We start from the raw sequence: 14,916 nt of genomic DNA on the forward strand, positions 1-14,916 counted from the left end.
CCACGGGCTTTAGGTACTTATTTGAATGTTCATTCAAAATAAATCATGCTGGAAAGGTGACATTTTCATGACGCCCAACATAAAAAGGAGAGCCCTGATGAACCAGCGATTTCATCGCCTGGTACTGGCCGGCCTTTTGGCAGGCAGTTCCGCTGCCCAGGCTGATGTCAGCATCACTCGCGGCGCCACCGACATTCCCGATGGCGAGGCGCTGGCCGAGGCGGATCTGACTGTTGCCAACGACCGGCTGGCTTTCGCCATTGCCGTGGAGTCGCGTCCGCCCTGGGGCGTGCCGCGCGGCACCCTGGTGGACCTGGCCGCCGTGAAGGAGGGCGAGGTCGACCTGGATCGCATCGCCTTCGCCGATTTCATTCCCAACAACTGGTCTTCCTGGCCCAACGAGGGCAAGGAAGTGGAGGTGGTCGAGGATTCGCCCGAGCGAGCCGTGGTGCGAATCCGCCGCAACTGGGCCGATGCCTGGGTGACCACCACCTACACCCTGGAAGCCGGCAGCGACCGCATCCATCTCGAGACCGAGCTCGAGAACGCCGGCGACGAGTCGTTGGACGCGATTCGCTCCGGCTTCACTCTGTGGCCGGATACCGGCTACCTGTTCGGCATTCCCGGTCTCGGCGATGCCAAGGAAACCATCGCCGAAGACGCGCTCAGCGATCGCATGGTGGCCTACGACCGCGACTGGGTGTTCGCCCTGCACGCTCCCTACTTCGACCGCGTCAACTACGAAGGCCAGGACATGTATCGCGAGCACGACCTGGCCCCGGGTGAGTCGCGGACCTTCGAGGGCTGGTTGCAGGTGGTGCCGGATGGCGACCTGGCCCCAGTGGTGGCCGCCGAGGCCGAGCGCAAGAGCGAGGCCACCGGCCGGGTCGTTGGCAGCCTGAGCAACGACCGGGGCGAGGCGCCGCCGGATGGCCTGGTGATGATCGAGAAGGAGGGCCACCCCTACGCCTGGACACTGGCCGAGGAGGGCGAGTTCGCCATCGAGCTGCCTGCGGGTGAATACGACGCCTATGCCACGGCTCTGGGCCACGCCAATAGCGAGCCGGTAAGCCTGGAAGTCGGAGCGGACGACGAACGGACACTCGACTTCGACGGCCTGCAGGGCCCCGGTACGCTCAGCCTGAAGGTACGCGAGGCCGGCAGCGGTGAGCCGCGCGATGCCCGTCTGGCGATCCTCGAGGGCCAGCAGCCGCCGGTGGAGTTTCTCGGCAAGCAGACCTTCTTCACCGAGCTGGAACCGGTGGGCCGTGCCGAACTGGCGCTGGCGCCCGGTGACTATCGGCTCAGTGTCGATGCCGGTGCCGGCTTCACCGCCGAGCAACAGGAATTCGAGGTGAGCCTGGCCTCCGGCGAGACGGTGGAAGAAAGCCTGGAGATCGAGCGGCTCGCCGAGCCCAACGATCACGACTGGTACGGCGGCGACCTGCACCACCACGCCAACATTCTGGAGGGCACCACGCCACCGGAGATGGTGGTACGTGCCCAGCTAGCCACCGACCTCGACCTGACTTTCATCAGCGATCACGACTCCACGGTCAATCACGCGGAGTTCCAGGCGCTTTCCGAGCGGCGCGGCGTGCCCTTCATTCCCTCCGTCGAGGTTTCGCCCTCCTGGGGTCACATCAACCCCTTCCCCATCGATCTGGGCGGCGAACTCGAGGTGGATCCGGGTACCGACAGCGTGCAGGAGATTCTCGCCGATGCCCGGCGTCTCAACGCCGAGGTCATCCCCTTGAACCACCCGTTCAACGACTACGGCTACCTGCGTAACTTGGCCGGCGACAGCGTGCCCGGCGGTTTCACGGCAGGCTTCGACCTGCTCGAGCTCAACGCCGAGGTCGACAACGCGCCGACCCGTGCCACGGCCCATAACCTCTGGGACCAGGGGACGCGGATCTACTTTACTGCCGGCACCGACACCCACGATGCCTGGAACGACCTCACCGGTCGAATCCGTATGATGGCCCGGGTGCCTGGCGAGCTGACGCCACGCGCCTTCGCCCGGGCGATCAAGGATGGCCACGGCTACGCCACCCAGGGGCCGCTGCTCTATCCGCGCAACGGCCTGTTCGGCGACACCCTGCGCCTGACCGAGGGCGAAACCTTTGATTGGAAGCTCGACGCAGAGGCCGTGGACGGCCTGGCCGAGGCGCGGCTGATCGGCCCTGGCGGCGAGGTGCTGGAAAGCGTCGAGCTGGATGGGCGCCAAGCCGAGCTGACGCTGCCGCTGGGCGAGGAAACCGAAGGCTGGGTCGCCGTGGAAGTCGACGACCGGGACGGCGACACCGCCTGGAGCAACCCGTTGTGGGTCGAGCGCGAAACGCCCGACGCCTACACGGCAGCCATCGGCGACTGAGCCAGCCTTCTAGGCGGCTCCAGGAAAAGGCCGTACCCTTCGGGGTGCGGCCTTTCATCTTCGAGGAGACACCATGGCCCCCATGCGTTCCCTGGGGTTACTGCTTGCCTGGCTGTTGCTGGTTGGTCTCGCCGCATTGACGGGCATCGCCACCCCTCCCGGCGAGTGGTATGCCAGCCTCGCCAAACCGCCGTTCACCCCGCCGAACCTGGCTTTTCCCATTGCCTGGAGCCTGCTCTATCTGCTGATGGCACTGGCCGCCTGGCGGGCCACACTGGTCGCGCCGCCGGGGCAGCGGGTTACGGTGCTGTGGCCCTTCGTCGCTCAGCTGGCGGCCAACGCCCTGTGGTCGCCGCTGTTCTTCGGCCTGCACTGGATGGGGCTGGCGCTTGCGGATCTGCTGCTGCTGTGGGCGCTGATCGTGCTGACCATTCGCCGCTTTGCCGGCGTTTCGCCGCTCGCCGCCTGGCTGCTGGCGCCGTATCTGGCGTGGGTCAGCCTTGCTGCCTACCTCAATGCCGGCGTCTGGTGGCTGAACGGTTGAGGTCCCTCGCTCATGGTCTCTTCGTTCATCGCAGCTGGCTGCCGAAGGCTGTCATGTACCGCGGCTTCATTTGCGATACAATCGATACATGTATCCCAAGAGGTCCTTCTCATGCCCATCAGCCTTCGCCTGGATCCCGAGACCGAGTCGCGGCTTGCGCACCTGGCACAGGTAACCGGCAGGTCGAAGACGTTCTACCTACGCAAGCTCATCGAGGAGCATCTCGAAGACATCGAGGATGCCTATCTGGCCGAGCATGCGTTGGAACAGCTGCGTCAGGGACGGGATCGCGTCGTGAGCGCCGAGGAATTCTGGCGTGACCTGGAGCATTGAGTATCTCGCATCGGCTCGCAAGAGCTTCAGGAAGCTCGATCCGCAGCAGCGTCGGCGCATACGCGCCTATCTCGAAGAGCGTGTATTGTCGTTGCCGGACCCCAGGCAGCTTGGCAAGCCACTCAAGGGCGAGCTTGCCCAGCTATGGCGGTATCGCGTTGGCGATTACCGCATCATCTGCCAGTTGAACGATGATCGGTTGGTCGTGCTAGTGGTGCGGGCGGCCCACCGAAAGAATGTCTATGGCGGCTGACCACGTACCCCGACGTGCGAGGCGGCCTACCCGAACGCTTCGGTGTCGACCTGGGCCAACTGCTCTTCGCCGTAGCGTTCGCCCACGATCCGTTCAGGCGTCATGATGGCGTCCAGCCGGGCGACGGTGGCCGTATCCAGCCGCAGCCTTTCCGCCGCTAGATTCTCGCGCATGTGGTCGATGGAGCGTGACCCCGGGATCGGCAGGATGTCGTCGCCCTTGGCTAGTAGCCAGGCCAGCGAGAGTTGCCCGCTGGTGACATCGAGCTCTCTCGCCACGGCTTCGAGCTCGGCCAGCAAGCGCAGATTGCGCGGATAGTTGTCGGTGCTGAAGCGCGGCATGCTGCGGCGCATGTCGTTTTCCGCCAGGCGTTGCGGATCCTGGATGGCTCCGGCCAGAAATCCACGGCCCAGCGGGCTGAAAGCCACCAGCGCCGTGCCCGCCTCACGGCACGCCTCGATCACCGCAATCTCCGGGTTGCGGGTCCACAGCGAATACTCCGACTGCACCGCGGCAATGGGGTGCTCGGTTCGCGCCCGGCGCAGGGTGGCCGCCGATACCTCGGAAAGCCCCACCGCTCCTATCTTGCCTTCCTCCACCAGGCGTGCCAGTGCGCCGACGCTCTCTTCGATGGGCACGCCCTTGTCCCAGCGGTGCAGGTAATAGAGATCGATATGGTCGGTGCGCAGGCGTTCGAGGCTTTCCTCGCACTGCCGGCGCAGCGTCTCGGGGCGGCCGTCGATGGTGCGACGGCCGGTTTGCGGGTCGCTGAACAGGCCGCATTTGCTGGCCAGCAGGATCTCGCTGCGCCTGGCGGCGAGCGCCTTGCCCACCACCCGTTCGTTGGCGGTGGCACCGTAGAGGGTGGCGGTATCGAAGTGGCGGTAGCCCATCTCGAAGGCTTCGTGCAAGGCGCGCACCGCCTCGGCCTCCGGCACCGGCTGACCGTAGCCGTGGGAGAGGTTCATGGCGCCCAGGCCGATGCGGGGAGAGGCGACTTCCTGTAGGCGGGTGAATAGCGTTGTCATTGGGGCCTCGTCAGGGGAGCGGAGTTCCAGGCCATCATGCCGAGGGGGGCCAGGGGGCCGCAAGTCGCGGGCGAATGAATGTCATCTCGATGCGTCTCTTCATGGTGATTTTTCCGAGTATTTTGGTAGGGCATCGTTTGGAATATCGAGGTTCAACCAGCGAAAAAATACGAGCGACGAATCCAGTGTCCCTTTGGTTTTTTCAAGCCGGATAATTGGAGGTACCTCTAAAGGGTTAGAGCGTCATTTTAGGCTACTACCTATGGAAGTACTGATTTTATAACCGGCTGAGATCGTTTGTTTTAATCTAATCCATTCTTTCTTTAACCCGATGAAAATAGTCGGGTTTTTATCGTGTGTTGATGCCTGTCAATGTTTTGCAAATGCCATTTCCATCTAACGCTCTTGATCGTGGTCAAGGGGCTGGGATGCCTTGGCCCCTTTACAGTGTTCATTAGCGCCATGAATGACGCATGAGGGCAGTGAAAACTCGATACGACATGTCGGTTTTGGCGTTTAGTGGCGAAAGGGATAGGAGAATTCGGGTAGTTCATCGACAGCCGAATTGCGGAAATTATCCGTGGGAAAGAGTGGAGAAAAATCCGTATCGCCATGCTTTTCGAACCGGCAACGACAGCGCCCGACATGGCGCGATCGCGCGATACCAAGCGTGGAGGGGAAATGAACATTTCAGGGGTTCTGGTAACGGCATCGCCGGGGCGTTCTGTCCACTTGCAGCAGCGTCTCGAAACGCTGACCGGCGTGGAAGTGCATGCGCAGACACCGGCCGGCCAACTGGTGGTCACGCTGGAAGCGGAGACCGACGAACAGACTCAGGAGGCGCTTGGCAGCCTCGAGCGGCTGGAACACGTCCAGTGTGCGGCCCTGGTTTACCACTATCGTGATCCCGTTGAGGAGGCGTGACATGGAACAGACGCGACGAGAGTTCATCAAGACCAGTGCCATTGCCGCCACGGCATCGGCCGCCGGCGTGACGCTGCCCGGCATGAGCCAGGCGGTGGCGGGTAGCCGTGACGAGATCCGCTGGGACAAGGCGCCGTGTCGCTATTGCGGCACCGGCTGCAGCGAGCTGGTGGGCACCCAGGATGGCCGGGTGGTGGCCGTGCAGGGCGATCCGGATGCGCCGGTCAATCGCGGCCTCAACTGCATCAAGGGGTATTTCCTCGCCAAGATCCTCTATGGCGCCGACCGCCTGCAGCAGCCGCTGCTGCGCAAGCGCAACGGGCGCTACGACAAGGAGGGTGAATTCACCCCGGTGAGCTGGGACGAAGCCTTCGACATCATGGCCGAGAAGTGGAAGGCAGCCTTGAAGGAGAAAGGCCCCACCTCGGTCGGCATGTTCGGCTCTGGGCAGTGGACGGTGTGGGAGGGCTACGCCGCGGTCAAGCTGATGAAGGCAGGGCTGCGCTCCAACAACATCGATCCCAATGCCCGCCATTGCATGGCCTCGGCGGTGGTGGCCTTCATGCGCGCCTTCGGCTCCGACGAGCCTATGGGTGTCTACGACGACCTGGAGCATGCCGACACCTTCGTGCTGTGGGGCTCCAACATGGCCGAGATGCACCCCATCCTGTGGTCGCGCCTCTCCGATACCCGCCTCACCAAGCCAGGCACGGAAGTGATGGTGCTGTCGACCTATCAGCATCGCAGCTTCGAGCTGGCCGACGAAGGCATCATCTTCAAGCCGCAGACCGACCTGGCCATTCTCAACTATATCGCCAACTACATCATCGAGAACGAGGCCTACGATCGCGACTTCATCGACGCCCATGTCACCTTCCATCGTACCGCCACCGACATCGGCTACGGCCTGCGCCCCGAGGATCCACGCGAAGAGAATGCCGCCAACGCGGGTTCGGGAGCGCTCACCGAGATCAGCTTCGAGGAGTATGCCGAATCGGTCAGCGAGTACACCCTGGAGCGCGCCCATGAGCTCTCCGGCGTGCCCAAGCGTCAACTCGAGCGCCTGGCTCAGGCCTATGCCGACCCCAACCGCAAGGTGATGTCGCTGTGGACCATGGGGATGAACCAGCATACCCGCGGTTCCTGGGTGAACGGGCTCGTCTACAACGTCCATCTGCTGATGGGCAAGATCTCGGAACCGGGCAATAGCCCCTTCTCGCTCACCGGCCAGCCCTCCGCCTGCGGCACGGCCCGCGAGGTAGGCACCTTCGCCCATCGCCTGCCCGCCGATCTGGTGGTGATGAACGAGGCGCACCGCGATTTCGCCGAGAAGGTGTGGAAGCTGCCCGAGGGCACCATTCCCGATAAGCCCGGCTATCATGCCGTGCTGCAGAGCCGCATGCTCAACGACGGCAAGCTCAACTGCTACTGGGCCCTGTGTACCAACAACATGCAGGCGGGGCCCAACATCAACGACGAGATCCTCCCGGGGTGGCGCAATCCCGAGAACTTCGTGGTGGTCTCCGACCCCTATCCCACGGCCAGCGCCATGTCGGCGGACCTGGTACTGCCCACCGCCATGTGGGTGGAGAAGGAAGGCGCCTACGGCAACGCCGAGCGGCGCGGCCAGTTCTGGCGTCAGCAGGTCAGGGCGCCGGGTCAGGCGCGCTCCGACCTGTGGCAGATCGTCGAGTTCTCCAAACGCTTCCGCACCGAGGAGGTGTGGCCTGCAGAGCTGCTCGAGCAGGCCCCCGAACTGCGCGGCAAGACGCTCTACGAGATCCTGTTCGCCAATGGCCAGGTGGACGCCTTCCCCAAGCAGGTAGTGGTCGACGAAACCGGCAATCAGTACGGCAACGACGAAATGGAGCACTTCGGCTTCTATCTGCAAAAGGGGCTCTACGAAGAGTATCGGCGCTTCTCGCTGGAGGGGCCCAAGCCGGGTCACGAGTTGGGCGATTTCGATCACTACCACCGCGTGCGCGGCCTGCGTTGGCCGGTCATCGATGGCAAGGAGACGCTGTGGCGCTACCGCGAGGGCTACGATCCGCATGTGCCCGAAGGCGCCGGGGTGCAGTTCTACGGCAATCCCGACGGGCGGGCGCGCATCATCTCCGCCCCCTACGAGCCGCCGGCCGAAGTGCCGGACGACGAGTACGACCTGTGGCTGTGCACCGGCCGCGTGCTGGAGCACTGGCATACCGGCAGCATGACCCGCCGGGTGCCCGAGCTGCACCGCGCCCAGCCCAACGCCCTGCTCTACATGCACGAAGCCGATGCCCGGAAGCGCGACCTGCGCCGCGGCATGGCCGCCAAGATACAGACCCGGCGCGGCGAGGTGACGGCCACGGTAGAGACGCGCGGCCGCAACAAGGTGCCCGAAGGGCTGGTGTTCATCGCCTTCTTCGATGAGGGGCGCCTGGTCAACAAGCTGACTCTGGACGCCACTTGCCCGCTCTCCAAGGAGACCGACTTCAAGAAGTGCGCCGCGAAGGTGGTGGCCGTGTGAGTCGTGCCGGTGGCCCTGCCGGGCTTGCCCCGGCGAGCGCACGGCGGTGCCACCGGCCGTGAGAGTGGGAGGGAAAGCGATGACAGCGCGCAAGCCAGAGCCATCGGGCAGCAAGGGTGAGGCCCGGCACGCGCCGGCGGCACCCGCCCGGCGCCGGTTTCTCGCCAAAATGGCGGGCACCGCCTGCGGTGCGGCGCTGGTGGGCATGGGCGTGGGCCTCTACTCGCGCAGCGCGGCGCCGCTGGCGCCGCATGCCCTGCGGCCCCCCGGGGCACTGGCCGAAGCGGACTTTCTCTCGGCCTGCGTACGCTGCGGGCTGTGCGTACGCGACTGCCCCTTCGACACCCTGCGCCTGGCCGAGCTGGGCGATCCGGCCGCACCGACGGGCACGCCCTATTTCGTGGCGCGTGAGATTCCCTGCGAGATGTGCGACCCGATCTACTGCGTGGAGGCCTGCCCCACCGACGCCCTGGACCCGGCCCTCACCGACATCGACGCGGCGCGCATGGGCCTGGCGGTGGTGGTGGACGAGGAGACCTGTCTCGCCTTTCAGGGCCTGCGCTGCGAGGTGTGCTTCAACGTCTGCCCGGTACGGGGCGAAGCGATCACCCTGGAGCAACGGCACAACCTGCGTACCGGGCAGCACTCGCAGTTCGTGCCGGTGGTGCATTCGACGGCCTGCACCGGCTGCGGCAAGTGCGAACACGCCTGCATCACCGAAGAGGCGGCCATCAAGGTGCTGCCGCTCTCGCTGGCCAAGGGCGGCCTGGGGGAGCACTACCGTTTCGGGCTCGACGAGAAGGAGCGTGCCGGCGAGAGCCTGCTCGCCCCGGACGAGCAGCACCGCTACCACCTGCCCGAGGGCGTGGACTACCAGCTCGACGACGGTGGCCTGATGCCCGGAGGGGAACCGCCTGCCGAGCCCTTTGGCGACGACGCGCTCGATACCTTGAACCGAGGACTGGAGAGTGGCGATGGCTAGACAAGAACGCCCCGGCCGGCGTATGGCCCGCGAGCGAGGCTGGTGGCCGGCCCACCGCTTCCTGGTGTTGCGGCGGCTCACTCAGGCCGGCGTGCTGGGCCTGTTCCTGCTCGGTCCCCTGGCCGGGTTGTGGATCGTCAAGGGCAACCTGGCTTCCAGCCTGACCCTGGGTGTGCTACCGCTCAGCGACCCCTACCTGCTGCTGCAGTCGCTGGCAGCCGGGCATGTGATGGGCCTGACCGCCTGGGTCGGGGCGCTGATCGTGCTCGGTATCTACCTGCTGCTCGGCGGGCGGGTGTACTGCGCCTGGGTGTGCCCGATCAACATCGTCACCGATACGGCAGCCTGGCTGCGGCGGCGCCTGGGCATCACCCACACGGCCAAATTCTCGCGCGCCACGCGCTACTGGTTGCTCGGCGCCACGCTGGCGATGGCCCTGATGACGGGCAGCCTGGCCTGGGAGTGGGTAAACCCCGTTTCCATCGTGTTTCGCAGCCTGGTATTCGGCGTCGGCCTGGCATGGGGCGTGGTGGTGGCGATCTTCCTGTTCGACCTGCTGGTCGCCCGGCGCGGCTGGTGCAGCCACCTGTGCCCCATGGGTGCCTTCTACAGCCTGCCGGGGCAGCTTGCGCTGCTGCGCGTCAACGCCGCCGGCCGCGAGCGCTGCGACGACTGCATGGATTGCTACGCCGTCTGCCCCGAGCCACAGGTGATCTCGCCCGCACTCAAGCCCCGCGACGAGAGCGCCAGCGTGGTGATCCGCTCCGCACAGTGCACCAATTGCGCCCGCTGCATCGATGTGTGCAGCCAGGATGTCTTCGCCTTCGGCAGCCGCTTCGTCGCTACCGAGCCTACCCGTGATCGTCACAAGAGGGAGATAGCTCCATGAACCGCACCCGCATGAACGTCCGGGCGTGCTGGCCCGGCCTGCTGCTCGTCATCGTCTCGCTGATGGCATCGCTCGCCTGGGGAGAAGAGATGGAATCACTGCGCGGCGCCAAGCCGCTGGACGCCGGCGACCTGCCGCCGCAGGTACATCGCTTCGAAGAGGGAGAACGCTTTTCGCGCAACTACGTGCAGCAACCACCGCTGGTGCCCCACGAGGTGGAGCGCTACCAGATCGATACCCGCGCCAACCGCTGCCTGTCGTGCCACAGCTGGGCGAATCATCGTCGCGAGCTGGCACCCAAGGTCAGCCGCACCCATTTCCAGGACCGCGACGGCAACGACCAGTCCAACATCTCCTCACGCTACTACTTCTGCAACCAGTGCCACGTACCGCAGGCGGATGCCAAGCCGCTGATCGACAACCTGTTCCAGCCGCTGCAGACGCTGCGCGCCGAGTGAGGGTCACCGCTGCCGAGCGTGACGAACCATGACCAGTGGCATCCGGGCAAAAGGGGGAGATTGCTATGTCCAAGGACCAAAGAGACAAGGATACGACGCCGAAGCGGGGGCCGCGCCGCTGGTGGGCGGCGCTGCGGCGGCCCAGTGCGCGCTACTCGCTGGGCGGTTTGCTGGCCGTGGGCCTCGTGGCCGGCATCGTGCTGTGGGGCGGCTTTCACACGGTGGTGGAAGCCACCAACACGGAAGCCTTCTGCGTGTCGTGCCACGAGATGGGCGACAACGTCTATCCCGAATACAAGCAGACCGGCCACTACGCCAACCGCACCGGCGTGCGGGCCACCTGCTCCGACTGCCACGTGCCCGACGCCTGGGGACCCAAGATGGTGCGCAAGATCGTCGCCAGCCGCGAGCTGTGGCACAAGGCGCTGGGCAGCATCGACACACCCGAGAAATTCGAGGCCAAGCGCCTCGAACTCGCCCAGCGCGTGTGGGACACCATGGAGCGCACCGACTCGCGCGAGTGCCGCAACTGCCACGACTTCGAGTCCATGGATTACATGGACCAGACGGACCGCGCCCTGCGCCGCCACCAGCAGGCCGAAGAGCAGGGCGACACCTGCATTAGCTGCCACAAGGGCATCGCGCACAAGCTGCCGGACATGAGCGAGGTGGACCCCAGCCTGGCGCCAGGAGGCCTCGAGGGCGAAGGGTGAGTTGTCGGCGGCGCAGTTCGTGCTATCTCCCGAAGGACTGCGCCGCTGCTTTTTATGCGCTCAAGACCAGCCGATCCACTCGACGATGGCTGGGCGATTGGCAATCTCGATCTGCTGGGCCCGCGGCTCGGTCTCGACGTGATGGGGGTTGATCCCCAGCTCGCGCAACGCATACAGCACCAGGGGGCCGCGGCACGCCAGAGTCAGTTCGCCATCCGTCATGCCGTAGTCGGCCGCAATCAGTGCCTGCTCCTCCGACGGTAGTCGTCGGTCGGGAATCAGGCGCACCTCCACCTGGGTACGCCAGGCCGAGTCTTCGGCGATGCCGTGATCGCCCAGCATGTCGCCGCACGGTTCCGGCACGCCCTGGAAACGGCTGAGCACGAAGTCGCGATAGTTGCGGTGCTTCTCGCAGAAGGCCCGCACGTGCCAACGGCCTGCGGCCAACACCAGGGTATGGGGCACGATGATGCGTTCTTCGCCGCCCGGGCTGGTGAACGACGCGTAAGTGACTTCCAGGCGCTGCCCGTCGCGCGCGGCCTTGACGATTTCGCGCACCACCTGCGGCGAGACCTTGCGGCTGGGCAGCGGCAACGACTCCGTGGTCGCCGGCCCCAGGCTCAGCCCGGCAAAGGGCGACTCCGGCGCCTGATCGGAACCCATCAGATGTAGGTACTCTTCAACCCGGCCCTGGATGAATCGGGGCGCAAAGGAGTCGGTGGGGAGAAAGCCCTTGCGCGACTCATCGTAGACGAGGTTGCCCGGCGCCACGGCGCGGTACTGACGCAGTACCTTCTGCGACTGCTGGCGGCCGATGCCGAACGCCTCACCGACTTGATGGGCCACCACGCGCCCTTCCCACAACGCCAGGGTCTCGATCAGCCGATAGCGGGCCAGGGTATCCCAGCCGATTGCCGGGGTATCTGGCATGGGGAGACTCCTTCCGTCCATGGTGGAAGGCCAGCATGACTCAAGTCAGAGTCGGGTTGAAGAATACGCTGGTCGTATGACCAGTGGGTGGCGAGGAAGTGTTAGGGGTGCTTGTATGAAGAGCGTGGTTGCCATTCGGAGAGACAGGGATGTCGTATTACCTTTACTGGGGCAAGGCGAAACCGGCGGACGTGGGCGATAGCTGCCATCTTTTGCCTTATCACAGTCTGGATGTCGCTGCCGTAGGTTGGTATTTGCTGGCGCCGGAGCGGCCTTTGACGAAGCGGTTGGCTGGTCAGTTGGACATGCCACCGGAAGCGTTGCGCCGTTTTTTCGTCTTTCTGCTGGGGCTGCACGATCTCGGCAAGTTCGCGCGTGCCTTTCAGGGATTGGCTCGGCCGGAGGGCGTTAAGCTGGTTCCCCCGATCGAGCGATTGGCCTATACCGAGCGCCATGACCGGCTGGGGGCCTTGCTGTGGCAGTCATGCTGGATCGAGTGGCTGCAGGACGGCGCGTTGCGCTGGCCCGATCGAGGCCTCGACCGCAAGGCGCGTCGACAGCTCAGCGAGACGTTGCGGGTCATCCTGGCCCCGATGTTTGGCCATCATGGTCAGCCGGTGGAAGCCGGTCGGCTCGAGCCGATGGAATTCTTCGGACACGACGATAGTGCCTCAGATATCGAAGCGGCGCGTCAGTTCATCGCAGACTGGGCCGGCCTGATCGATATCGACTGGCAGTGCGACAAGCTGGTCTCTCCGGAATGGCGAGAGGCTTTCCTGCCCCTGAGCTGGACGGTCGCCGGCTGGGCGACCCTCAGCGATTGGCTGGGGTCGAATCGCGACCATTTCACTTACTGCCAGAAACCAATGCCGCTGGCCGATTACTGGCCCATCGCACTCGAACGGGCCGAACTGGCACTGCAGGAGAGCGGATTCGCGCACCCTCCCGAACCGGTGCCTTATGCTGGCCTTGCCAGCTGGTTCGATGGCCAGCCGGTCACACCGACCCCGCTGCAGCGGGAGGCCGAGGCCCTCCCCATCGGCGATGGTCCCCAACTGTTTGTCCTCGAGGACGTGACTGGCGCCGGCAAGACCGAGGCGGCTTGCATCCTTGCCCAGCGGCTGCTGGCCGTGGGGCATGGCGAGGGACTGTACTTCGCCTTGCCGACCATGGCGACCTCTAACGCCATGTATGAGCGGTTGGGAGATCTGCATCAACGTTTCTATGCTGCGTCGTCTCGTCCTTCCTTCGTGCTGGCCCATGGCGCTCGCGAACTGAATGATACCTTCGTGAAGGCCGTGGCCGCGGAGCAGCCAGAAGACTGGGACTACGCCGCCGATGACATGACGGCCACTACGCGCTGTAACCGCTGGCTGGCCGACTCTCGCAAAAAGTCCCTGCTGGCCGATGTGGGGGTGGGCACCATCGACCAGGCGCTGATGGGGCTGCTGCCGTTTCGGCATCAGTCGCTGCGTCTGTACGGCCTGGCGCGCAAGGTCCTGATCGTCGATGAGGTGCATGCTTACGATCACTACATGCAGACCCTGCTCCATCAGCAGCTGGCGTATCACGCGCGCCAGGGCGGCAGTGCCATCCTGCTGACCGCGACCTTGCCGCATGGCATGCGGGAGGCCCTGGCCGTGGCATGGCGCGAGGGGTTGGGGCAGACACCGGCCGCGCTGCAGGAAGAGGCGTTCCCGCTGTTGACCCAGGTTGGTCATGACCTAGAGCGAGAAACCCCTCTGGCGACACGCCCCGAAGTCGTTCGAGAGGTGGGCATCGACTGGCTGACCGCGGAGGAGCAGGCGCTCGACACCGTGATGGCGGCGGTAGAGGCAGGGGAGTGCGTCGCCTGGGTGCGCAATACCGTGGACGATGCCATTCGCGCCTATGAACAGCTACGCCTGCGCCATCCTGATCCCGAGCGCTGCCTGCTGTTCCATAGCCGCTTCGCTATGGTGGATCGCCAGCGTATCGAGTCGGACGTCATCGAGCGGCTGGGCAAGGCTTCCACCCCTGGTCAACGCCGTGGCCAGGTGCTGATCAGTACCCAGGTCTTCCAGGAATCCCTGGACTGCGACGTGGACCTCATGATCAGCGATCTTGCCCCCATCGATCTTCTGATTCAGCGTGCTGGGCGCCTGCAGCGCCATGTAAGAGGCCAGCGTCGTGACCCTATTCTCGCCGTACTAGCGCCGAAGTGGAGTGACACACCGGATGCCCAGTGGCTGAAGCGCGCTCTGCCGGGTACCCAGGCGGTGTATCGCGATACCTCTCTGCTATGGCTGACCCAGCGCGTGCTGCGTGAACTCGGCGCGATCCGTATGCCCGATGAGGCGCGGACCCTGATCGAGAGCGTTTACGGCCAGGTCGCCGACCTGGTGCCCGATGATCTTCAGGATGCGCGTATCGAGCAGTACGGCATGAAACGCGTGGCCGTCTCGATGGCCAACTTCAACGCCCTGTCACTCGAGCAGGGCTATCTTCGTCATCCCGAGCTCGATCAGTGGCAGGAAGAGCTGGAGATCGGCACTCGACTGGTCGACGAACCGACGCTCAACGTCGTACTGCTCAAGTGCACAGCCGATGGCGAACTGGCGCTGTGGGCCGAGGGCGAGCGCCATGCCGCCATGCTTAGCCAGGTCAAGCTGCGGCAGAGCCAGGCGGAGAAGCTGGCGGACCTCCCGGTCGACCATCAGGCTCAGTGGGAGGCACTTCAGGAACGCTACAAGGCGTTGCGTTTCACCCGCCCCTGGCTGGTCGAGGCCGATAGCGATTGCGCCTATGACGCCCAGTGGGGGGTGAGGTTTTCAAAAGAGTGGGAAAATCCCCGCTGACGCGGGGAACGTGTTGGCGTCTGAGCCAATAACGGTTCATCCCCATGCAGATGAGGAGCGCCAGCGATCATCCCACTACATCGCGGTTGTCGTCCATTATGTCGTTTGAGCAAATAACTTGACGTTCCCTTTATTGCCT

General features: G+C 64.7%; 13 protein-coding genes. 11 read left to right on the top strand and 2 right to left on the bottom strand.

Going from position 1 to position 14,916, the window contains the following annotated elements; all coding sequences use genetic code 11:
* The first annotated feature begins 97 nt into the window (after positions 1 to 97).
* The 4 genes from GFD32_RS19045 (at position 98) to GFD32_RS19060 (ending at position 3,507) form a co-directional block, all read left to right on the top strand.
* Entirely contained in the window at positions 98 to 2,377 is a 2,280-nt protein-coding gene (locus GFD32_RS19045) for a CehA/McbA family metallohydrolase (RefSeq protein WP_163578159.1), read from the top strand.
* 73 nt (positions 2,378 to 2,450) lie between these two features.
* The gene (locus GFD32_RS19050) at positions 2,451 to 2,921 is read left to right on the top strand and encodes a TspO/MBR family protein (RefSeq protein ID WP_240455712.1); all 471 of its coding nucleotides are present in this window, start codon (positions 2,451 to 2,453) and stop codon (positions 2,919 to 2,921) included.
* A 111-nt stretch (positions 2,922 to 3,032) separates the two neighbouring features.
* Positions 3,033 to 3,254, top strand: coding sequence for a type II toxin-antitoxin system RelB family antitoxin (relB, locus tag GFD32_RS19055; RefSeq protein WP_163578160.1), 222 nt, complete (start codon positions 3,033 to 3,035; stop codon positions 3,252 to 3,254).
* On the top strand, positions 3,238 to 3,507 hold the full coding sequence (locus GFD32_RS19060) for a type II toxin-antitoxin system RelE family toxin (RefSeq protein ID WP_163578161.1): 270 nt from the start codon (positions 3,238 to 3,240) through the stop codon (positions 3,505 to 3,507). Before relB ends, GFD32_RS19060 begins: the two co-directional genes overlap by 17 nt.
* 26 nt (positions 3,508 to 3,533) lie before the next feature.
* Here GFD32_RS19060 and GFD32_RS19065 read toward each other — a convergent pair whose 3' ends face one another.
* Complete coding sequence (locus GFD32_RS19065; RefSeq protein WP_163578162.1) at positions 3,534 to 4,535, bottom strand: aldo/keto reductase; 1,002 nt, start codon at positions 4,533 to 4,535, stop codon at positions 3,534 to 3,536.
* Positions 4,536 to 5,216: 681 nt separating this feature from the next.
* On the opposite strand from GFD32_RS19065, the gene GFD32_RS19070 reads away from it, so the two are divergent.
* The 6 genes from GFD32_RS19070 (at position 5,217) to GFD32_RS19095 (ending at position 11,010) form a co-directional block, all read left to right on the top strand.
* Positions 5,217 to 5,459, top strand: coding sequence for a chaperone NapD (locus tag GFD32_RS19070; protein WP_089683168.1), 243 nt, complete (start codon positions 5,217 to 5,219; stop codon positions 5,457 to 5,459).
* A 1-nt stretch (position 5,460) separates the two neighbouring features.
* Positions 5,461 to 7,968 (top strand): nitrate reductase catalytic subunit NapA, encoded by a 2,508-nt coding sequence (gene napA, locus GFD32_RS19075; protein ID WP_163578163.1) that lies wholly within the window; start codon positions 5,461 to 5,463, stop codon positions 7,966 to 7,968.
* Positions 7,969 to 8,047: 79 nt separating this feature from the next.
* The gene (napG, locus tag GFD32_RS19080; protein WP_163578164.1) at positions 8,048 to 8,950 is read left to right on the top strand and encodes a ferredoxin-type protein NapG; all 903 of its coding nucleotides are present in this window, start codon (positions 8,048 to 8,050) and stop codon (positions 8,948 to 8,950) included.
* A complete protein-coding gene (gene napH, locus GFD32_RS19085; RefSeq protein ID WP_163578165.1) occupies positions 8,943 to 9,839 on the top strand; it encodes a quinol dehydrogenase ferredoxin subunit NapH in 897 nt (298 codons plus the stop codon). The genes napG and napH overlap by 8 nt, the downstream gene beginning before the upstream one ends.
* Positions 9,836 to 10,297 carry a nitrate reductase cytochrome c-type subunit gene (locus tag GFD32_RS19090; protein WP_205599169.1) on the top strand — a complete coding sequence of 154 codons (462 nt, stop codon included), beginning with the start codon at positions 9,836 to 9,838 and terminating at the stop codon, positions 10,295 to 10,297. The genes napH and GFD32_RS19090 overlap by 4 nt, the downstream gene beginning before the upstream one ends.
* Positions 10,298 to 10,362: 65 nt before the next feature.
* Positions 10,363 to 11,010, top strand: coding sequence for a NapC/NirT family cytochrome c (locus tag GFD32_RS19095; protein WP_163578166.1), 648 nt, complete (start codon positions 10,363 to 10,365; stop codon positions 11,008 to 11,010).
* A 60-nt stretch (positions 11,011 to 11,070) separates the two neighbouring features.
* Here GFD32_RS19095 and GFD32_RS19100 read toward each other — a convergent pair whose 3' ends face one another.
* Positions 11,071 to 11,940: a WYL domain-containing protein gene (locus GFD32_RS19100; protein ID WP_163578167.1), complete on the bottom strand. Its 870-nt coding sequence runs from the start codon at positions 11,938 to 11,940 to the stop codon at positions 11,071 to 11,073.
* Positions 11,941 to 12,089: 149 nt separating this feature from the next.
* Here GFD32_RS19100 and cas3 point away from each other — a divergent pair, with 149 nt between their 5' ends.
* A complete protein-coding gene (gene cas3 / locus GFD32_RS19105; RefSeq protein ID WP_163578168.1) occupies positions 12,090 to 14,777 on the top strand; it encodes a CRISPR-associated helicase Cas3' in 2,688 nt (895 codons plus the stop codon).
* The last annotated feature ends 139 nt before the right edge of the window (positions 14,778 to 14,916 follow it).

Origin of the sequence: Halomonas faecis (assembly GCF_010993975.1) — a bacterium.
GTDB lineage: Bacteria > Pseudomonadota > Gammaproteobacteria > Pseudomonadales > Halomonadaceae > Halomonas > Halomonas faecis.